The organism is Siphonobacter sp. SORGH_AS_0500, assembly GCF_031453245.1.
Lineage (GTDB): Bacteria > Bacteroidota > Bacteroidia > Cytophagales > Spirosomataceae > Siphonobacter.
Map to the genome: position 1 here is coordinate 2,705,443 of NZ_JAVIYT010000001.1, position 19,012 is coordinate 2,724,454.

A 19,012-nucleotide genomic window follows, 5' to 3' on the forward strand; every position below is an offset into this window, starting at 1 on the left:
CTATAGATCATTAATCAGACAACCAATGGGGGAAACCTGTGCAGGCAAGATGGGTTGATGAACAAAAAAGGCATCAATCGCACTAGCTAAATAGTGATGACGGGCCTGAGGACGAGTCTTGCCCAGGGCCGTCACCCAATCATCAATGGCCCCCCGATACAATATCTGTCCCTGACCATCGATTAGAAAAGCTTCCGGCGTAGTAGTAGCTCCTAACGCTCTCACGAGCGAGCGATTGGCATCGGTCAGGAGCGTAAAGTCGATGGAATATTTGCGTTTGAATTGCTCGTAATCTGCCCTATCATAAGCTCTTCCAGGAAATACGCCAATAACGCTGAGGTCTTTGCGTTGGGCTAATTGGGTAAGCTTTCGGGAGTACTGCTGGCAAAGCGGGCACTCTGGCGATAGAAAGACAATGACCCGTGCTGGCGAATGAAAATCTCCCAGCCGGGTAGGCTCTCCTGTGAGGGTACGAAGAACCAACTGATCCAATGGCCTTGGCTGTTGTACAGGCTTCAGCCCTAGCAGTAAAAAAAAGAAGAGAATAGCAGCAGGCATATCATAAAAGCCTTCGGTCCGGGTGGACCGAAGGCCATCAATAGTTAAGGTTTATCCCACCACACTCTTCCGGTTAGATCACTAGGGCCTCCGAAGGAAGCATCCTGTTGCTGAGCGGTAATGGCATCCATCGCGTTTTGATAATTCAAGTCCGTTATCGTTGGAACTGGAATAGAAAAACGACGGGGCATTTGTTGCAGTGTACCCCCTTGATGTACATTTTCCAAAGCTAAGATTTTTCCATCAACGGAAGGCAGTCCGGTACGCTTAATGAGTGCCCAGGCTTCATTTTGGTTTTTGAAGTAATTAATGTACTGCTGAACGATAATTTGCTCAAGACCAGTTGCACTGGAATACGCTACCCCTGGCTGTGTTTTATAAGCCGCGGCTTCGGCCGCACTTAAAGCTTTATAATCGTCCAACTTCGACGTACGAGCCATGTCTTCGTAGTTCGCTAAGGAGGCGTCAATACCTTTGTAATACCAGCCCTCTGCATCCGACCCTACGATTCCGCGTACGGCTAATTCAGCTCGCATAAAACACCAGTCCGCATAGGTAATAATAGGAAAGGTCGTTTGCCCTGTCCCGTTGTTAAAAGCTCCATAGAAGAGTCGACTCTGGACCGATGAGGGAAGCCGATCCGTCCGCTTGGTTCCATTAAAAGTGTACTCAATGGCAGAAAAATAAATTGAGTTAGACGTATTCAAAGAGGCGTCAGGATCAGCAAATTGGCCCCGATACAGTTGCCCATCCCAGGTAAAAGATGCCGGAATTTTACCCTGTTGTTTAGCCGCATCAAATCGTTCTTTGGTAAAAGCAGATGCCTGAAAAAACACACGAAGACGTGGGTCGCTGGTTTTCCAAAGAAAGTCCACAAAATTCTTAGCCCCTGATACACTGCTGTTGCTGGTCGGGTTGCGGTTAGCGGCCGAAGAAAATTGCTCTCCCGCTACAAATTTCCAGTCGTCAGCGGTCGAGCTCATGATATTTGTAGCATCAGAGAGTACGTCAGTAGCGATGGATTTTAAACGATCGGGATTCCTTTTCATGAGTCGAAAAGCAATTTTCAATCGCAACGCATTCGCAGCCTTAATCCACTTAGAAACATCACCTGCGTAGTAAATATCATTATCCGTCAGACTTACCTGTGTAACCGTTTGTGTAGTCTTTAAGGTAGCGATGCTGGCTTTCAATTCATTTTCAAGGATGTTATAAAGCTCTTCCTGCGTATCGTATTTGGGCGTTAGCAGGGCTGGCACGGTGTAACGAGCCTGAAAGGCTTGTGAATAAGGCAAGCTACCATTTACATCGGAGGTGTACCAGGCATAATACGCTAATGGAATGCTCGTGATGGCCCGCAAATGTACATATCGGGCTTTTTGATCAGCAGGCATTCGGTCAATGAGCTTCTGGACATCCACTAACTTATTCCCCACCCTGGTATAAAAAATACTGTAACGCTGGTTGAGATTTCCTGATCCTTCATAAACGCTGGAAGCATTTCCATTCAAAGAAACAAAGGATTGGGTCCAGTAGTAAATAGCTCGGTTATAATCGTAATAATTTTCAAAATCGTTAGCATTGATATTGAGCAGTGCCGCCGTGAATTCATATTCAGGCGGAATGTTCAAAATGGCATCAGGATCGGTATTGATTTCAGCAAATTTCTGTCGGTCGCAGGCCCATAAGCCTCCTAATGCCAAAACCATCAAAATAAGGGATCGCATAGTTATCATAAGAGATGTTGCTTAAAAACTACCATTGATGGAAAAGCCCATACTGCGGATATATGGCATGCCTGAGCTTTCTACCATCGCACCTGAGCTGGTACTGTTGAGGTTATTGGGATTCACGTGGTCTTTGGCACTGTTGTAGAGGTAGAAAAGATTATTGGCTATTAGTCCAATACGCAGGCCATTGAGCTTAAGCCGACTGACGGCTTTGGCTGGGACATCATAGGTTAGGTTGACTTGCTGAAGAGAAACCCAGGAGGAGGTAAAAATAGATTCTTCGCGAATACCGTTGGCCCAACTGTGCGTGTTGGCATAATAACTAGCCGCACTGTTAGGCCGAACAATACCTTTTTCGTAGGCTTCCTGTTGGGTCATACCAGAAAGGTCGTATACCTTCCCATCAATACCCGTAACCGTAGTTCCCTGTTGATAAACGCCATCAAGGATGACTCCATCCGTACGAGCCACTCCCGCTTGCGTAGTGTAAGAAAGTCCGCCCAGCTCGGTTGTACGTCCGGGTAAAGTACTTTTTAAGTTACCTAACCACTGACCCAAGTCGGAGGTCGTCGAATAAACCTTTCCACCAAACTTGGCATCTAGGATGACATTAAGCTGCAAGTTTTTGTAATTGAAGCTGTTACGCCAGTTGCCCATAAACTTAGGGACAATAGAACCTAATACGGGCGATTTATCTACCCCCTGGGCATAGTTCTGAGCACGCACGAATACCGAAGTACTGTTACTAGCGGCCCGCAATACGTGTCGGCCATTAAGGGGACTGTCGGTGACGGCTCCGTCAGATGTACGAGCCTGATACTTCGCGTAACCATAGGGAGCAATGATAGTTCCGTAATCACCACCAGCTTTCGCTACGGCTTGAAAACCATCTCCCCCATCTAAAGTGATGTATTCCAGTCCAAAAGGAAGTGAAACCACCGAGTTTCGATTAAGCGTATAATTAAAGTACGTATCCCAGGAAAAATTTCGTGTTTTGACGGGTGTTCCGTAGAGAAGTAGTTCGATGCCGCGGTTGCGAACCAAGCCCGCATTGGTCAGGGCTTGACTAACTCCAGAGGTAATAGGCACCCCAAATTGGATGATTTGATTGCGGGTATCCTGCGAGTAATACGTAATGTCAAGGCCCAATCGGTTTTTAAAAGCTTTTAACTCTAGACCGGTTTCAAATTTTTGAGAACGTTCGGGAATTAAGGCCTGATTCGGGAGGGTATTGGCTTGATATTGGTAGTTGATGACGGTTGTACCGTTGATATTAATGTAAGGGCTGTTGCCTTGGTAGGCTCCTGTATTAGCCGTATAGGGGCTCGTACCATTGCCCGCAATGACGTACGAAGCACGTAATTTTCCGTAGTCCAGGAAATCAGGTAACCGGGTTTTAAAGGCATCAGTAAATACCCAGGCTAAATCCGCACCAGGATAAAAATACGAATAATTACCATGACCATCGTTATAAACCAGGGTTGAGTTCCAGTCATTACGGCCGTAGACGTTGAACGTCAGATAGTCCTTAAAAGCTAAGCTAGCCTGGTAAAAAAGTGAATTGCTACTGACTTGATTGGGCTTATCTTCCTGATAACCGATCGGGTTCCGGGAATTGCTCAGGCGATACACATCGGCTAGAATGCCTCCGTTGGTCCAGTTGCGAATACCTTTAGAAATGGAGCTGTTTAATTCTCCTCCTCCCTGGAGTAACAGATCGAATTCACCCATGCGACGGGTGTAATTTAAATTACCCCGAAAACGGCTCACCATAGTATTGCGAACGAAGGTTTCGTACCGAGGATTAGAAAAATTAATCTCCATGCCCCGCTGCTTATTTTCGTTGGTTGAACCCACGTAGTTGAGGCTAGCCATCCCCTGAAATTCAAAGCCACTTCCCAAAGGAGCCCGCATGTCAATGCTTCCCCGTAAGTTATTATCAATTTGACGGGCATTATTTTCGAACAGCTGAAACAAGGTATAGGTGAACCCACTGGGGTCATTATCATTGACACCGCCCTGGCTAGTGTTCAGGTAATTATTCTTCCAGTAATCCATATCGTAGTTACGCACCACGCCATAGGCCAAATTACGCAGGAGCCCACCCGAAGAGCCCTGATTGGCTGGATTAGTTGTATTACTACGGACAAACGTTACGTTGGCATCCAGAAGCACTTTGCCAAGCAAGCGTTGGGTACCTCGAAAGTTAAAGCTGTTACGGTCAAAGCCATTGCGTGGAGTTACACCCTGAGAGGCCAGTCTGGAGAAGGAAAGACGAAACGTACCTTTTTCATTACCTCCGGAAATCCCAACATTGGTGTTACTGGTCAATCCGGTACGAAAGAGATTCAAGATGTCGTTCGGGCGGGGATTGTTCTCCATAAGATTACCCGTTACATCACGTACGGTTTGTCCCGACAAAGCCGGTCCAAAGCTGTAGCCGTAGGAATTAGGGTTGATTTGCAATTCGCCATTAGCTGCCGTAATGAAGTCGGCTGTATTAGTACCTGAGCCAAATTGGTTTTGGAAATCTACGGTACGGTAGGGTTGATCCCATACTAACGACTGCGAAACGGTAACGCCTAGACCCCGCTGCGAAAATCCGCTCTTGGTTTTAATAAGGATCACGCCATTATTGGCACGACTGCCGTAAAGTGCCGTTACTGCTCCACCCTTAAGTACGTTAATCGATTCAATATCATCGGGATTGATGTCTTTAAGAATATTACCAAAATCCTGGTCTCCTCCCCGGTTAGGTAGTACGACATCTTGTTCCATGACAATCCCATCCACGACAATTAGGGGTTGGTTGCGGTAAGGATCTAAGGAAGCACTGCCCCGGATCAGAAAGCGAGGAGTAGATTGAGGGCCACCAATGCCGGGTTGTACTTGTAGGCCCGGCACCATCCCCTGCAAAGCCGAAATCGGATTGATGGCAGCCTGCCGGCGAATGGCATCCCCATCGACAGTTGTGGTAGCGTAGCCTACGTTTCGTTTAGAACGGTCCCCAAAACCGGTTACGACCACTTCCCCCAAAGCTTTGTGCTCTTCGTTTAAAATGACATTAAACACCGTTTGGTTACCCACGACGACTTCTTTACGCTGATAACCGATCGAAGTAAAAACCAGGACGGTGCCTGGGCCCGCTATACTTAAGGAATACCGGCCCTGAGCGTCCGTAGAAACGCCGTGCGTACTTCCTTTCACGGTAACGTTTACGCCAGGAATACCCTCATGCTTCAAACTATCCGTTACGGTTCCACGAATGATAATATCCAACGCGGAGCGGTCCTCCCAAGATTCAGTGGATAGCGTAAGGTCGGCTAGAGGAAGGCTGGCACTCGACGTGTTTTTTTCCAGCGGTTTGGGTTGCTCGGTAATAATGTAGCCTTTGGTTTTGGTTTTTTTGTAGGTTAATCCCAAAGGTCCCAGCAGACTTTCCAAATTAGACTCCAACCCTGCTTCCCAGCGGATGTCTTGCATGGAAACATAATAGCCTTTAATGACTCGATCAAAATAAAGTAAATCAACTTTGTAATGGTTCTTGAGTTGAGTCAGGGCCTGTTTTAACTCGACTTGGCTAGGCTTTCTGTTTTGTAAAGAGTGAGATGAAACCTGTGCGATAAGTTGAGCCTGAGCCGGTTCAAAAGCGGCTAGAAGACCCACCATGGCTAGCACTCTAGGTATATGGTGCATCACGGGCGTAGGGGTTTGTTAGTGGTGGTAATGAAAATATGATTATTGATTTGGGTGAACTGCAGGGAAGAAGCTTCGATCAATAGCTCCAAGAGCTCTTTTCCATTATGTGCGGTAAAGGAACCGGAGATGGTCTCTTGGGCCAATTGAGGGTCCTGAATTTCGACCGTCAATCCATAATTATCGGCAAAAAGCTGGGCTATTTCTTGCAGTGAAGTCTGCTCGAAGACAAATCGGTCACGCGTCCAGGCGGTATATTTATCCGGGGTTTCATCACGCTTGACCTGAGGCTTCTCGTTGGGCGTAGTGGTTACTAGATCCCCGGGAGACATCATTATTTTTTTGACGCCTTTGTCCTGCACATATCGAAGTTCAATCTTTCCCTTGTGTAGCACGACTCGTGCCGCTTGGTGACGATCATAGACGGTAAACTCCGTCCCTAAAACCACCACCTGCATACCCTGACTGGTTTGCACGACCAATTTTTTGTGATCGGGCGTGTGCACGACGGAAAAATTAGCTTCTCCGGTAAGATATACTTGCCGTAGCGTATCCATCCAGGCAAAACGGGGTTCTCGCAGCGTCGAGTTAGCATTAAGGATCACCTTACTACCATCAGACAACGTCAGATGAGCGGTCTCTCCATAGCCCGTCTTGTAGCTTTTATAAAGTAAATGATCTTTAAATAGATAACCGCCAATGAGCAGAAAGCTCACGCAGGCTACAAGCATCCAAATGCGGGAAAGTGATTTGGATTCAACAGCAGGCGGGGGCGTTGTATCCTGTTCAAGACATCTTTTTTGATGACGAATAAACGCCTGCGAGGCGTCGGTTTGAAACTGGGGATGGGCAGATTCATAGCGATCCAGGCAGAGGAAAAAGAATTCCAGATGCTCTTCCTGCTGAATCCACTGGTTAATCCACTGCTTTTCGAAGGCAGTGGAAGTTCCTGCAAAATAGCGGAAGAGTAATTCCTGAGTAATGGGGGGCTGTGTATGCATAGAAATAAAAATCAAAAAACCAGAAACTGAGCTACCAGGAACAGTAGCCATTTGTCACGCAGAAAATCCTTTACCTGTTGAATGGCTTTGGACATTTGGATCTCCACTGTCTTAGGTGAAATCTGGAGTTCGTCTGCAATCGCTTTATAGGGTTTCCCTTCAAAACGATGAAGGAGGTATATCTGTCTGCGTTTAAGGGGAAGGGCATGAATAGCCTTTTCAACGTCGTGGTAGAGTTCTTCAAACTGAGTAATTGTATCCGGTTGTTGGGTGACCTGAATGGCTAGCGAGGGGAAATCTTCCAAAGAAAAATGGGGTTTAATCTCACGGCGAACGTAATCAAAGCACCGATTTCGTACAGAGGTATAGAGAAAAGCACGGTAAGAGCTTGTTATATTTTCATACAAACGCTTGGCTTGAAATTCATAAAAGATATCTGATACCAGATCTTCTGCGATAGCTTGTGAATAAACAAAGCGGACCGCATGGGCACATAGCGGCTGATAATAGCGTTGAAATAATAAACTCATCCCCTCTTCAACACTACGCTCGAATGCTTTGGTGATAAGCACTTCGGCATCTACATGCAAAGTTGATTTAGAAACAATAGTAGCGTAGAGCGGACTGGCCATAGTTCAAATGTTTGGGGGTAACAATCGGGCACTCTTTCTTTTACACTCGTAATGGTCGTTGATGACGAACAACCCCTTTAAAAACCCCTATTGGATTGTTGAAAAAATAAAAAGTCAAATAATATTTGGCCAGATTGGCATAAAGGAAATTTATGTCTCGCAGGAAAGATGAGCACCTTGCTAGCTCAGATCACGAGAAATGCAGGGATAAACATATAAGATGTTTTATTAAAGAAAAGCCTTGTCGAGACGTATCCTGCATGTACGCAACAGGTCGTTGCACAATTATCCTGGTCTCGCATCAGGCCATTTTATAGACCGGCTGCAAGATCCCCGAGAGCGGGAGTTTTATATTCATAAGGCTCTTCAATAAAGTTAGTCCCAAGATATACTCCGTTTGTAGATGAAAAGAGACCTTTACTAAAGACAGGGGAAAGCCATTACTAATTGTGGAGATTGATTACTCTATCCACAATCAGACTTAAAAGACTCTTATTTCTTTGATTTTCAAACATTTACAGAAGACTATCAGAAAAGGGAAGAATGAGCCATTGAAAATGAAGCATGATCGACCCGGCACTGGGCTACTCATTTGCCAGGATAAAGACAAAATCATAGCCGAGGCTGATTTAAAAATCGGATCATAAGAAACTAGTGAAAAGGTAACCGATCCGATCCTCTTTTGAGAGAGAGTAGCGTAAAGAAATTAGGATACGGCCTTTAGTAATACACGGATAAGAATATACGTAATAAATTTGATTACTGTCTCACGGAAGTGATTTCGTAATAAATGTCGTTGATCATGTAGCGGGTTACTAAGGTATCGTTTTGTAAGAACCCAAAATTACGATCACCAATTGTGCTAAATTGGATTCTATTGGCGGATGAACTAATTAGGCTGGCTTCCACAATAACAACGCCAGACGTATGTCCATTCTCAAACGATTCAATGTAAAATTTTGCGGAAGTTGAAGTTAAGCCTCCCACACGGGTAGTAATAGTTTGACCTTGGTAGGGTAAAGTTATGGTATCTCTATTGGTGGTTTGCCGAATAGCCTGATAAATGCCATTGACCTGTTCATTGAGTGAGGTTTTATCGTGACCCTTACTACACGATAACCCCAGCAAAGAAAGAAAGGATAAGGCCATTAGGAGTTTCATAAGGCATAGGTAGTAGCTGTTGAAGAATGCTCTGAATTACCGTTTAAATTTTTGTAATCACAAGCTATTTGAATGGAATATTATTTCAAATAATAAACTTCTAACAAAATAAAAATAAATCAATAAATTATTCAACAAAATATATAATAAGTCTTACTGGAAGTAATCTATGTGGATGCATAGAATGCCTGATCTTATTTTACAGTATTTAAAAGAACGATGGAAAACTTTACATCCAAAGGAATTGAAAGAATATTTCAATCCCTTTGGGTGATTTTTTACCGTTTGTAATAGGCTACTATACTTGCTTTAGCTAATGTTTGATTCCACAGATTGAAACCCACTATTGCCGGACTTACGTTCTCGTTTAACCCAAGCTTATCCGTTTTCAGGGCATAAACCGTAATGATATATTGATGAAATCCATGTCCTTCCGGTGGACAAGGCCCACCAAACCCTTTGATTCCGTAATCCGTTATACTTTGAACAGCACCTTTAGGGGCCAGATTTAAGTTAACGTTTCCGGCATTGGTTACCATTTCATTCACACTGGCAGGAATATCGAATACTACCCAATGCCAGAATCCGCTTCCTGTTGGAGCATCAGGGTCATACATAGTGATGGCAAAACTTTTTGTTCCTTGAGGTACATTTTTCCAGGACAATTGAGGAGATTGATTGCTTCCTGAACAGCCAAATCCATTGAACTCCTGTGTTTTAGTGGCTCCTCCCCCTAAATCTTTGCTAAATAATGTAAAGGTTTCCTGTCCGAAAGCTGCTGTTGTAAACATTAAGAACCATACAACCATTAAACTTGCTTTTTTCATTTTATCATGATTTAAAATTTTAGGCAAAGTTAATTTTAGCGATGGAGCTCAACTGATGAGAAAAGTTCAAAAACTGTTGCAAAAAGATCAACTTTTATGCTGCTTGGGTGTGAAGCCGTATTTAGATCTATATGCCTGTATGAAACTTGACAAATTCTCGTACCCTGCTTCAAAATAGACCTCAGAAGGGATTTTGTTTGCATGACGGAGTAGACGATTTGCATGTTCCAGTCTTTTATCTTGGAACCACTTGATTGGCGATTCAGAATATTGCTTTTCAAATTCTCTTTTAAAAGTGGATATACTCATATTACATAAAAAGGCTAATTCCTTTAAGGTTAATTTATTCAATTGATTACTTTCAATGGTTTGAATGAACTTCTGGGTAACATCATCACTTTTGTCTATAAATGAATACAAAAATGCAGTTCCATATATTTCCGTCAAATACACCATTATTTCTTCTAATTTAACTTCAAGTAACTTTTGCTGTATATTTTTTGAAAGCAAAGAAATATCCATTAGACTTTTCACAAACCCTTGAATAAACCCATCATATTCAAATGCATAAACTGATTTGTACTCTTTAGAGTCTATTTTATCTATCCCCCTTTTCTGTAAAAGTTTCAGTAGCATTTCATTTGTAAAGAATAAAAGAACACTTCTGTAATTTTTTATATGAGAAAATTTTTCGGTCATCAAGCAATGTCCCGATTTCATTAGAAGAAATTTGGAGTTATCGATTGATAAAGCTGAATTATTAAAAATAACTTCTTTAGTCCCTTCGGTTAAAAAGCTAAGTGTATTTTGGTTTAAAATAATTTGTTGTCTAGAAATTTCCTTTGAGTTGGTATAGTTTATAACCTGAACTGATAGAGCGTTCTCTGAATTTAGCTCGTCAGGAATTGTAATAATGTCCATTTAGTTTTTGCGTTGCTTTCCTTATTCTTCTAAACCGTGTCTCTTCTCAGTATTAAGGCAACAGATCGTCAATTGATGCCCTTTGAAGAGATGCTATTCCGAGTGACCAGGCCGAGAAGTATCACTCAGTGCAGTAAAGGTATACTCATTCATAAAAGACAAGCACTTGGCGTTTCCATTAATCCTAGCAGAAACTGCCGTGCTATCTTCATTTTCTTTGAACACCTTTACTTTCGCAAACGTATCGGACTTCTATGACCTAAGGTCTGATTTTGAATTCTTTCACTCTTCATTCCTTATTTTATCTCTAACTTCCATTAAGGCGAATCCGAGTAAGTTCAAGCCATTCCAGAGCTTGGGATTTTCAGCTTTATCATCGTCTGCTGCCAGACCGATACCCCAAATTTTGTCTACTGGACTGGCTTCTACTAAAACTTTTTCGTTTGTGTTCAGTAAAAACTCTTTTAAGTCTTTATGTTGAGTAAATTTTTGCAAACTTCCTTCAACTACTATATCAAATCGCCTGCTATTCCAAAGGGTCTCATCGAAATTTCTTACTTGTCTCCCTAATGCTTTTGCTTCTGCTGGTGATTTTGAAACCATAATTTTATCATACGTCTCTTTATCTTCAAACAAAAGTGCCTTTTGAGCCATCATCCACTGTTAAGCAGTATTATATTTTACTTGATTAACTAGAAAAGGCGATGGCCACCATTGACTAAAACACGACGGAGTCAGCTCTCCACTTTTGCTTTTTTGATGTCCCCAGAAGAATAAATAGTTTATTCGTTTTCCTTTTTCGAAATTGGTTATCAACCACTCTAAATTGTACGTCATGTTCTATTCTTTTTCAATTCGGTTAGGTTCGTCTCGTACGAGTACTTTCAAGTTAGTAATCGTGCCAGACACTATTCTTTCTATATTAAATTAAACAGAAGTTTTCTCTTGATATGACTTCCTCAAAATAACATCGATAGTTCTCATTTCACAAAGCGTAGTACGCTGCTATTTGTCTTATTTTGATTAGGCTAATAATAGCCTATATACCCATATTAAGAATAGCAGTTTTTTTATTTTCGTGACTTGCTTATTAGTCTACCCATTTGCAAGTACATCGACCAGTCAATACCAAATATTCTAGCGAAAGAGGTATTATTTGATTGATTTAAAAACTTAACATTTAAAACAGTTTGTATCCTTGCTTAGCTTTTTCGCAAAATCTTTTCCATCACCCGGCCTTTCGCTAGTTCGTCTACGAGTTTATCCAAATACCGAACCTGCCGGGTCAGCAGGTTTTCAATCTCTTCAATTCGATAGCCACAAATGGTTCCGGTAATCAGATGAGCGTTGGGATTCAGGGTAGCCTGTTTGAAAAAAGATTCAAAAGATACTTTTTCATTGATCAGATCCTGAATTTTCTGATCATCAAATCCAGTCAGCCATTCAATGACCTGATGCAATTCTTCTTTGGTACAGCCTTTCTTTTCCACTTTCATTACGTAATGCGGGTACACGGACGCGAACGTCATCGTAGCGATCCGCTGATCGTGCGTAGCTGAAGGGTTCATAAGAGCATTTTCAAAAGGATAGATACACTGAATACGAATGGAATAACTTGCAGCAGGAAAGATAATGATTTACCCAGTCTGTTCGAGTGTTAAGCGAAGCATTCTATGTCGGGCATCACTCGAAACAGTTAGGGTTATACATATAGCTTTTATTCAGTTTTGTTTAATGTCCAACTGATTGCTTTTTCTTTTGTTGCTCTAAAAATTGTATTGTGTTTTTCTTTGGGCTCGGGTGAATAATTCCATTTCACGTTTAAGGAATTTTCTTTTTTAAGTATTTCTGCCAAGTCCTCTGTATATTCTAAAATACCTTCTGTATTGGAGCCTGCAAACCAAATTCTTTTCTCTGCTTTAGGAAAATTGGCTAAATATTTTTTTGTATTTCTTACCAAATAGTGATTATTCCACCAAAGAGACGGGTCAAACGCAATGTAATTATCGAACATGTCAGGGGTAAGAAAAAATGTCTCAACAACAAATAGTCCTGATAAAGATTCGCCAATAATGCTTTTTTCAGTGGTTGTTCTATATCGTTTGTTTATTTCGGGGAAAAGTTCTTCTTTGATGAAAGACCTAAATTTTTCTGAACCTCCAACCACTGGTGCGATTTCTTTATCTTTTGCTACTTCGGTAAAACCTGTCAAATCTCTTCGTCTTTGTGTATTTTCAATTCCTACCAGAATCAAAGGTTTTATTTTATTCTCTTGTATCAGTTTAGCCAAAGTATTTGCCACGTGAGGAAAGTCTTCTTCTATTCCTCCATCTGCCATGTACATTACAGGGAATGAGTCTGCGTTTGTTTTATAATTTACTGGCGTCCAAACATTAATAGTTCTTTCTTCTCCAATTTGTTTAGAGTAAACTTTAAAAGTTTCGTGTTCAGGAATTGGGTCGTTTGGGTGTGATACTGTTGAAAAACTTGTCAGTACTACCAGTATAACTAGTAAGTTATAATAAATGAATTTCATAGTTTTTTGTTTTGTTGATTAATATTTCCGTACTGACGTTTTAAACTTGTGCTCAACGGTTTACGTATTTGAAACGACGGTACTGCCAATACTGATAAGTAATTAAATAATAATTCTCTAGCTAGTATGGATATTAGGTAAAGCATTCTTTGCCGGGCGTCATTCGAAAAAATGTGTAAGGGACCGTCTTCGACTAACGGGAATTGTATACTACCTTTATTACTACTCCCAAGTGCTTGCTCTGCGAGCTTAACACTTGGAATATAGAGTGTAATTATATATCTTTCACGTATGACAAGCGGCATTTTCCTGTCCTACTTTTAACTTTAGCCACATTAGATGTCCTAGATATAATTTCATTTATATTGGCAAAATATGAATTTAAATATTCTATTTTTTTATATCCTAAACTTATTATTTGACCATGTAAATTTTTTGTTTCTTCTTCATTAAATTGAACCACCATAGGAAGATTTTCATTTTCCGTTTCCTGTATTGTCTTTATAATTTCATCTAAATAACTTTCAATTAGTTCACAATTTAACTCTCCTTTAAAATTCATCATAACATATCCTTTATTACTAATATCGTAAATAAAATTCAACAAACGATAACTTTCATCAGTTATTTCATTAAAATAAAAATCATTAAAAAGAATATCATACTTTCTTTCGATGAATTGTAATTTTTCGAAATAATTTATAAAAAATTCTGCTTCTTTTCGAAGTTCATCAAACTGTATTGTTTTGTAGCTAATCTTTTTATTATTTTCACCATAAACAATAAACTTTTGTTCTTGAGTAAAATTTTTTAAAAACATAAAAAATTTTAATTCATTATTCACTTTATTGCAAATATCATTATGTGTATATTTAAATTTTATTTTTATACTATTAATTTCTTCAATATTTAATTTAAGTTTTAACTCAGCTGTTTTAAGTAAAGAATGAATTTCTACTAAATTATTGCTTCTAAAAATTTTAATAGGAAATTCATCAAATTCAAAACCATTTTCAAACCTAAAATTAACTATTGATTCAAATTCAGGATTAGGCTTTATACTAATGTTTACAATTTCACCAGGCTTTGAAAGCCTAATACCCTCTAAAAATAATTCTGTATTTTTTAGCATCTCTTTATTTAGTGAAATCTCATCAAAAATTTTCCCTTCAGTTAGCTCTTTTATTCTATTTATAAAATCATCATCTTTTTTTAACTCAAAAGTAAAATTTCCTTTAATTTCTTTATTATTTATACTATTTAATGATTGAAGACTAAAACTATTTTCATTTGCTAATAAACTAGGAGATAAATTAGAATTCTTAAGAAATTTTCTAAATATTTCAGCCGATACATTATTATTTTCCAAATCTTCAATTATATTATTCTTTAAATGCAATGTCAAATCATTTAGAAAATCCTCGGCTGTAGAATCTATATATACAATACCCTTTCTCAATAGATCATTAATTTTATATTGGGGTAATCTTGGAGCAATCAAAAAACTTTCTTTTCTATTATCCTTTAGGCTATCAGTTATTCTATCAAATATTACTGATATATTTGGATCTTCTAAGTTATATCCAATAAATAAAACGGAATTTGTAGAAAGTCGCTCTTTTATTACCGTCCAAAAAGTATCATATTCCGAATTTTCTTTAAAAAAATTATTATAGTCCGACTTAGTAATTATAATACTTTCTGGATTATTTAAATCACCATGCACTTTAAAAATATTGGTTTTATCTTTTCCCATATAAGGAATATTTCTATGACTTAATATGATATTTGCTTGATCTCTATATACTATCTCAAATAAATTATCATAATTTGTAGTTATTATAGTTTTAAAATGAGGTATTTTGAAAATCATTTCATGAATCATAGTAGATTCGGGACGTTTCTCGAAAACACTTTTTAAGGTTTTTATTATATAGTTCTTATTGGATGATTTTAATCTATAAATATCTTGCGACAAATCTTGAAGATTAGAATTTTTGTTTATTTCTTTTTTTTCATCTTCTGATAGATTATTATATAATATAGTACACAACTCATTTCCAGAAGGATATCCTGCATAAAGGGAAAGACCTGCACCTGCCCACATTATGACGTCTTCGTTCCTAATTAAATTAAATAAATTATCTTTATACATTTTTTTTAAGTAGTTTTATTGGTTGTAAAGCTCACATAGTACTATCAATTGATTAAAATTACTTTTTATATACATAAGCTACTATAATCTCTAAATAATAGTAACATAAAATCAATATTGGCCCAAAATCTACCTGCAATTCAGCTTCTATTGATTAAAAATAGCGGCCATTATTGCTATCTAATTAAAAACTTGAGCAACTTGCTATTTTACAAGTAAAAATCAAAGTATTTAATAACCTTTTTTTACGTTGATGTGTATTCACCAATGGTACTAACTTGATCTTCTGATATCCTTACATCAACTTAATATCAGAATCGTTAGTGAACACTTTCATTAACAAAAAGCCCCAGCTCCAAAAAAAGCCAGGGCCATAAAAAATCCAATCAAATAACTTACTTCACCTCACCCAACAACACCTCCACAGCCTTCTCCAACTGCTGATCTTTTCCTTTACTTACCTGCTCGTAATCGTTCCAGACTTTTACGTCGGGTTCGGTTTGCCAGTTTTCGAGGTATTTGCCGTTCATGGCTTTTACGCCCAGTGGCGGCACGCCCCAGCGGACGCTGTTGTCCTGTAAAGATTCCCAGCCGGCGAAGGTACATGTGCCCGGTACGGGCTGACCTACCAGCTTACCCAGCTTCATTTCCTGCACGGTAAAGGCGTAGCAGTGTCCGTCGGAGTAGTTCGCTTCGTTGGCCAGCGAAATGCTTGGCTTCGTCCAGCGGAAGTTGGGCTCGTAGCCGTTGCTGCGGGTATCTGTAGTGTAATCCATGAATTTCTTGCCCGAGAGGAACATCGCCAGATCGGCCACCAGGTCGCCGCCGCCGTTGAAACGGGTATCTATGACGATGGCTTTTTTGTCGGCAAACTTGCCCATTACTTCTTCGTAGGTCATGCGGTACGCTCCGTCGTTCATGCCCGGAATGTGCACGTAACCCAGTTGGCCTTTGCTCAGTCGTTCCACTTCGTCCTGGTTTCGTTTCACCCAGCGACGGTATAGCAGAGAACTTTCCTCTCCCGCCGAAACTGGCTTCACAATGATTTCGCGGCGTTCTTTACCGTCCAGAATCGTTAGTAACGTATTCTTACCTGCCTTGCGATTCAGGTAATACGGCAGGTCACGCTCAGGCGTAATGGTTTCACCGTCGATGGCCTCGATAATCATACCCGCTTTCACATTCAGGTTCGCCTTCGCTAATGGTCCATTCGCAATGACTTCATCGATCTTCACGCCCGTACCTGTAAAGTTCGGATCGTAGAAAATTCCCAACGAGGCTGTCTGATCGGCGTTGGCGTTAAAGCTGCCGTAGGATGAACCGCTGTGCGACACGTTCAGCTCGCCCAGTAACTCACTCAGCATCTCTGAAAACTCGTAGTTATTGCTGATATGCGGCAGGTATTTTTCGTAATCAGGCTTGTAGCTGTCCCAGTTAATACCGTGGTAACCACCCGTGTAGAAGGTCTCTTTGGTACGACGCCATACGTGCTCAAACATGAACAGACGCTCGGCCTTTGTATCTAATAGCATTTCTCCACCAACGTTAATACCTTCCTGCTTGGCCGATGCCGGATCAATTTTCACGATGCGGCCCTCGGTATTTAAGAAGATGTTTTTCTGATCTTTATCCCACACCATCGATCCACCGCCGGAGTTAAGCGGTAACAGCATCTTGGTTTCCTTCGTCCGCAGGTTCGTTGACCAAAGATTAAAGCCCTTCTCAAAACGAGCCAGGTAATACAGCGTTTCACCGTCTTTGCTGATCAACGCATCAGCCAGCGAAGACGAGTGAATGGTGAGTTTCGCCTTCCGATCCGACAGCCCTTCCCACTCGATCAACACGTTTTTCACGCTGTCTTTCTTCGCTACTTTCGGATCTTTCTTCTTGTTCGTCGTATCCGACTTGGCATTTTTCTCGTCGATTTCTTTCTGTAAAGCCGCTTCCTGCTTCGACAGTTTGAATTTTTCGAAGGCATCCTGCGTGAAGAACATAGCGTATACATCGGAAGTACTGCCGCCACTCATGGCTGCTGCCCGCATGCCATCGCGGTTACTGAACCAGAGCATGGCTTTGCCGTCCATGACCCACTTGGCCCGGTAATCCTGAAAGCCACTTTCCGTGAGGTTACGTACCTTGCCTTTGCCACTGGCTTCCACCATTCCCACTTCTCCAGCAGCGATACCCGGCATGGAGTAATCAAACAAAAACCATTGGCTGTCGGGACTCCACTGAAAATATTGATCATTATCCCGCATAGAGAATAACTCCTTATCCGTCAGAATGCTACGCGTCTGCTTCGAGGCGATGTTATACACCTTCAGCGTCATCCGATTTTCGATGAAAGCGATTTCCTTTCCATCAGGCGAATATTCCGGTTCGTAGTTTTCTTTCGTATTGTCGATAATCGGCGTTTCCTTAATTAAGGTCGAAGCGTAGAAATAGGGCTCTTCTTTACGCACGATGCGGGTCTCGTAGATTTTCCAGCTATTCCCCCGTTCAGATGCATACAACAGTGCTTTACCGTCGGGCGAAAAACTTACGTCGGTTTCCTGCTCGGGTGTATTCGTGATGCGTTTGGTAATCCCACCTTCCAGCGAACTCACAAACACTTCGCCCCGGAACAGGAAGGCTACTTCTTTGCCGCTTGGAGATACCGCCATGCCGCGAATCCCCCCGCTAACTGGCATTACTTTCTCGTTATTACTGCGAGAATCTGAAGCGATACTAATGCTCAGTTTCTGAGGTTTTCCATTGGCAGCCATCGTATACAGGTCGCCGTCATAACTGAAACACAGGGTACCGTTCTGAGCCTGACTCAAAAAACGAACGGGGTGTTTCTTAAAGGAAGTGAGAGCCTGAGGCTGCGAAGGGTTCTCTAACGATAACTTATATACGTTAAAAGAGCCGTTGCCTTCACTCAGGTAAACCAGACTTTTATCCCCGTCGGTGAAAATAGGATTTCGGTCTTCTCCGGCAAAGCTGGTAATCTTGGTGTGCTTACCTGCTTTTGCGTCGTAGACCCAAAGGTCACGGGCAATGGACGAGACATGGTGCTTCCGCCAGGCATTTTCGCCGCCTTTTTTATCGTGATACACCAGCTTACTACCGTCTTTGTTAAACTTCACGTCCTCAGCGGGTGTCGTAAAGAGCTGCTCAACCCGCCCCCCCTGCGTTGAAACCTGGTATAACTCGGGCTGCGAACCCGTGGGAAACTGGCGGTTGCTGGCCAAGTCCAGACGAGCGGAACCAAAGACTACCTTTTTTCCATCAGGTGTGAAATCGTAGGGATATTCAGCCGCCGAGTGAGAGGTAATGCGGCGAGGTTCGCCCCCCTCCAGGCTGATCACAAACACGTCGAAGTTACCGTAACGGTCGGAAGCAAAGGCGATGGACTTTCCATCACGCGACCAGACGGGCATGAAATCGTGAGCGTCGTGGAACGTTAAGGGCGTGGCTACGCCGCCCGTCGAAGCTACTTTCCAGAGGTCTCCTTTGTAGGTAAACACAATCGTTTTACCATCGGGCGAAATCGAAGGGTAACGCAGCCACGATGGCGTTTGCTGAGCCTGAGCCATGAGGGCCAGACTACTCAGCAAAAGGGTCGTAAACAGTTTTTTCACAATGGGTGTATTAGTTTGAGACGATAGGCAAGATACGCAATTTGAGCACAGCATGTGTGATTCTGTGCCACAATGAACGTTTTCTGAGATGAAAATGGTCTAAAACGAAAAATCCCCAAACGATCTTTCGTTTAGGGATTCTTGAATTATTTCTAGCTAGAAATTAAGCTCT

The 19,012-nt window shown here is 41.4% G+C and carries 13 protein-coding genes; all 13 read right to left on the reverse strand.

Features of this window, described 5'->3' with window-relative positions:
• Entirely contained in the window at positions 1 to 558 is a 558-nt protein-coding gene (locus QE357_RS11500; RefSeq protein ID WP_309707544.1) for a redoxin domain-containing protein, read from the reverse strand.
• A 44-nt stretch (positions 559 to 602) separates the two neighbouring features.
• Positions 603 to 2,285 (reverse strand): SusD/RagB family nutrient-binding outer membrane lipoprotein, encoded by a 1,683-nt coding sequence (locus QE357_RS11505; RefSeq protein ID WP_309707546.1) that lies wholly within the window; start codon positions 2,283 to 2,285, stop codon positions 603 to 605.
• A 21-nt stretch (positions 2,286 to 2,306) separates the two neighbouring features.
• Positions 2,307 to 5,957 carry a SusC/RagA family TonB-linked outer membrane protein gene (locus QE357_RS11510; RefSeq protein ID WP_309707548.1) on the reverse strand — a complete coding sequence of 1,217 codons (3,651 nt, stop codon included), beginning with the start codon at positions 5,955 to 5,957 and terminating at the stop codon, positions 2,307 to 2,309.
• 26 nt (positions 5,958 to 5,983) lie between these two features.
• Positions 5,984 to 6,985 (reverse strand): FecR domain-containing protein, encoded by a 1,002-nt coding sequence (locus QE357_RS11515; protein WP_309707550.1) that lies wholly within the window; start codon positions 6,983 to 6,985, stop codon positions 5,984 to 5,986.
• Positions 6,986 to 6,996: 11 nt separating this feature from the next.
• On the reverse strand, positions 6,997 to 7,617 hold the full coding sequence (locus QE357_RS11520; RefSeq protein ID WP_309707552.1) for an RNA polymerase sigma-70 factor: 621 nt from the start codon (positions 7,615 to 7,617) through the stop codon (positions 6,997 to 6,999).
• 759 nt (positions 7,618 to 8,376) lie between these two features.
• On the reverse strand, positions 8,377 to 8,778 hold the full coding sequence (locus QE357_RS11525) for a hypothetical protein (RefSeq protein ID WP_307143147.1): 402 nt from the start codon (positions 8,776 to 8,778) through the stop codon (positions 8,377 to 8,379).
• 278 nt (positions 8,779 to 9,056) lie between these two features.
• The gene (locus QE357_RS11530) at positions 9,057 to 9,605 is read right to left on the reverse strand and encodes a YbhB/YbcL family Raf kinase inhibitor-like protein (RefSeq protein WP_309707553.1); all 549 of its coding nucleotides are present in this window, start codon (positions 9,603 to 9,605) and stop codon (positions 9,057 to 9,059) included.
• A gap of 87 nt (positions 9,606 to 9,692) precedes the next feature.
• Positions 9,693 to 10,526 (reverse strand): AraC family transcriptional regulator, encoded by an 834-nt coding sequence (locus QE357_RS11535; protein ID WP_307143149.1) that lies wholly within the window; start codon positions 10,524 to 10,526, stop codon positions 9,693 to 9,695.
• Positions 10,527 to 10,808: 282 nt separating this feature from the next.
• Positions 10,809 to 11,183: an NADAR family protein gene (locus QE357_RS11540; protein ID WP_309707556.1), complete on the reverse strand. Its 375-nt coding sequence runs from the start codon at positions 11,181 to 11,183 to the stop codon at positions 10,809 to 10,811.
• Positions 11,184 to 11,728: 545 nt separating this feature from the next.
• Positions 11,729 to 12,094 (reverse strand): DUF2200 domain-containing protein, encoded by a 366-nt coding sequence (locus QE357_RS11545; RefSeq protein ID WP_309707558.1) that lies wholly within the window; start codon positions 12,092 to 12,094, stop codon positions 11,729 to 11,731.
• Positions 12,095 to 12,243: 149 nt separating this feature from the next.
• On the reverse strand, positions 12,244 to 13,062 hold the full coding sequence (locus QE357_RS11550) for an alpha/beta hydrolase-fold protein (RefSeq protein ID WP_309707560.1): 819 nt from the start codon (positions 13,060 to 13,062) through the stop codon (positions 12,244 to 12,246).
• 274 nt (positions 13,063 to 13,336) lie between these two features.
• Positions 13,337 to 15,217, reverse strand: a complete 1,881-nt coding sequence (locus QE357_RS11555; protein WP_309707562.1) for an SIR2 family protein — start codon at positions 15,215 to 15,217, stop codon at positions 13,337 to 13,339.
• 395 nt (positions 15,218 to 15,612) lie between these two features.
• Positions 15,613 to 18,795, reverse strand: a complete 3,183-nt coding sequence (locus tag QE357_RS11560) for a S41 family peptidase (protein WP_409050264.1) — start codon at positions 18,793 to 18,795, stop codon at positions 15,613 to 15,615.
• Positions 18,796 to 19,012: the final 217 nt, after the last annotated feature.

What these genes read in the sequence shown, in the direction of transcription:
- QE357_RS11500 (WP_309707544.1), bottom strand. Translation starts at nt 558, where the DNA reads ATGCCTGCTGCTATTCTCTTCTTTTTTTTACTGCTAGGGCTGAAGCCT.
- QE357_RS11505 (WP_309707546.1), bottom strand. Translation starts at nt 2,285, where the DNA reads ATGCGATCCCTTATTTTGATGGTTTTGGCATTAGGAGGCTTATGGGCC.
- QE357_RS11510 (WP_309707548.1), bottom strand. Translation starts at nt 5,957, where the DNA reads ATGGTGGGTCTTCTAGCCGCTTTTGAACCGGCTCAGGCTCAACTTATC.
- QE357_RS11515 (WP_309707550.1), bottom strand. Translation starts at nt 6,985, where the DNA reads ATGCATACACAGCCCCCCATTACTCAGGAATTACTCTTCCGCTATTTT.
- QE357_RS11520 (WP_309707552.1), bottom strand. Translation starts at nt 7,617, where the DNA reads ATGGCCAGTCCGCTCTACGCTACTATTGTTTCTAAATCAACTTTGCAT.
- QE357_RS11525 (WP_307143147.1), bottom strand. Translation starts at nt 8,778, where the DNA reads ATGAAACTCCTAATGGCCTTATCCTTTCTTTCTTTGCTGGGGTTATCG.
- QE357_RS11530 (WP_309707553.1), bottom strand. Translation starts at nt 9,605, where the DNA reads ATGAAAAAAGCAAGTTTAATGGTTGTATGGTTCTTAATGTTTACAACA.
- QE357_RS11535 (WP_307143149.1), bottom strand. Translation starts at nt 10,526, where the DNA reads ATGGACATTATTACAATTCCTGACGAGCTAAATTCAGAGAACGCTCTA.
- QE357_RS11540 (WP_309707556.1), bottom strand. Translation starts at nt 11,183, where the DNA reads ATGATGGCTCAAAAGGCACTTTTGTTTGAAGATAAAGAGACGTATGAT.
- QE357_RS11545 (WP_309707558.1), bottom strand. Translation starts at nt 12,094, where the DNA reads ATGAACCCTTCAGCTACGCACGATCAGCGGATCGCTACGATGACGTTC.
- QE357_RS11550 (WP_309707560.1), bottom strand. Translation starts at nt 13,062, where the DNA reads ATGAAATTCATTTATTATAACTTACTAGTTATACTGGTAGTACTGACA.
- QE357_RS11555 (WP_309707562.1), bottom strand. Translation starts at nt 15,217, where the DNA reads ATGTATAAAGATAATTTATTTAATTTAATTAGGAACGAAGACGTCATA.
- QE357_RS11560 (WP_409050264.1), bottom strand. Translation starts at nt 18,795, where the DNA reads ATGGCTCAGGCTCAGCAAACGCCATCGTGGCTGCGTTACCCTTCGATT.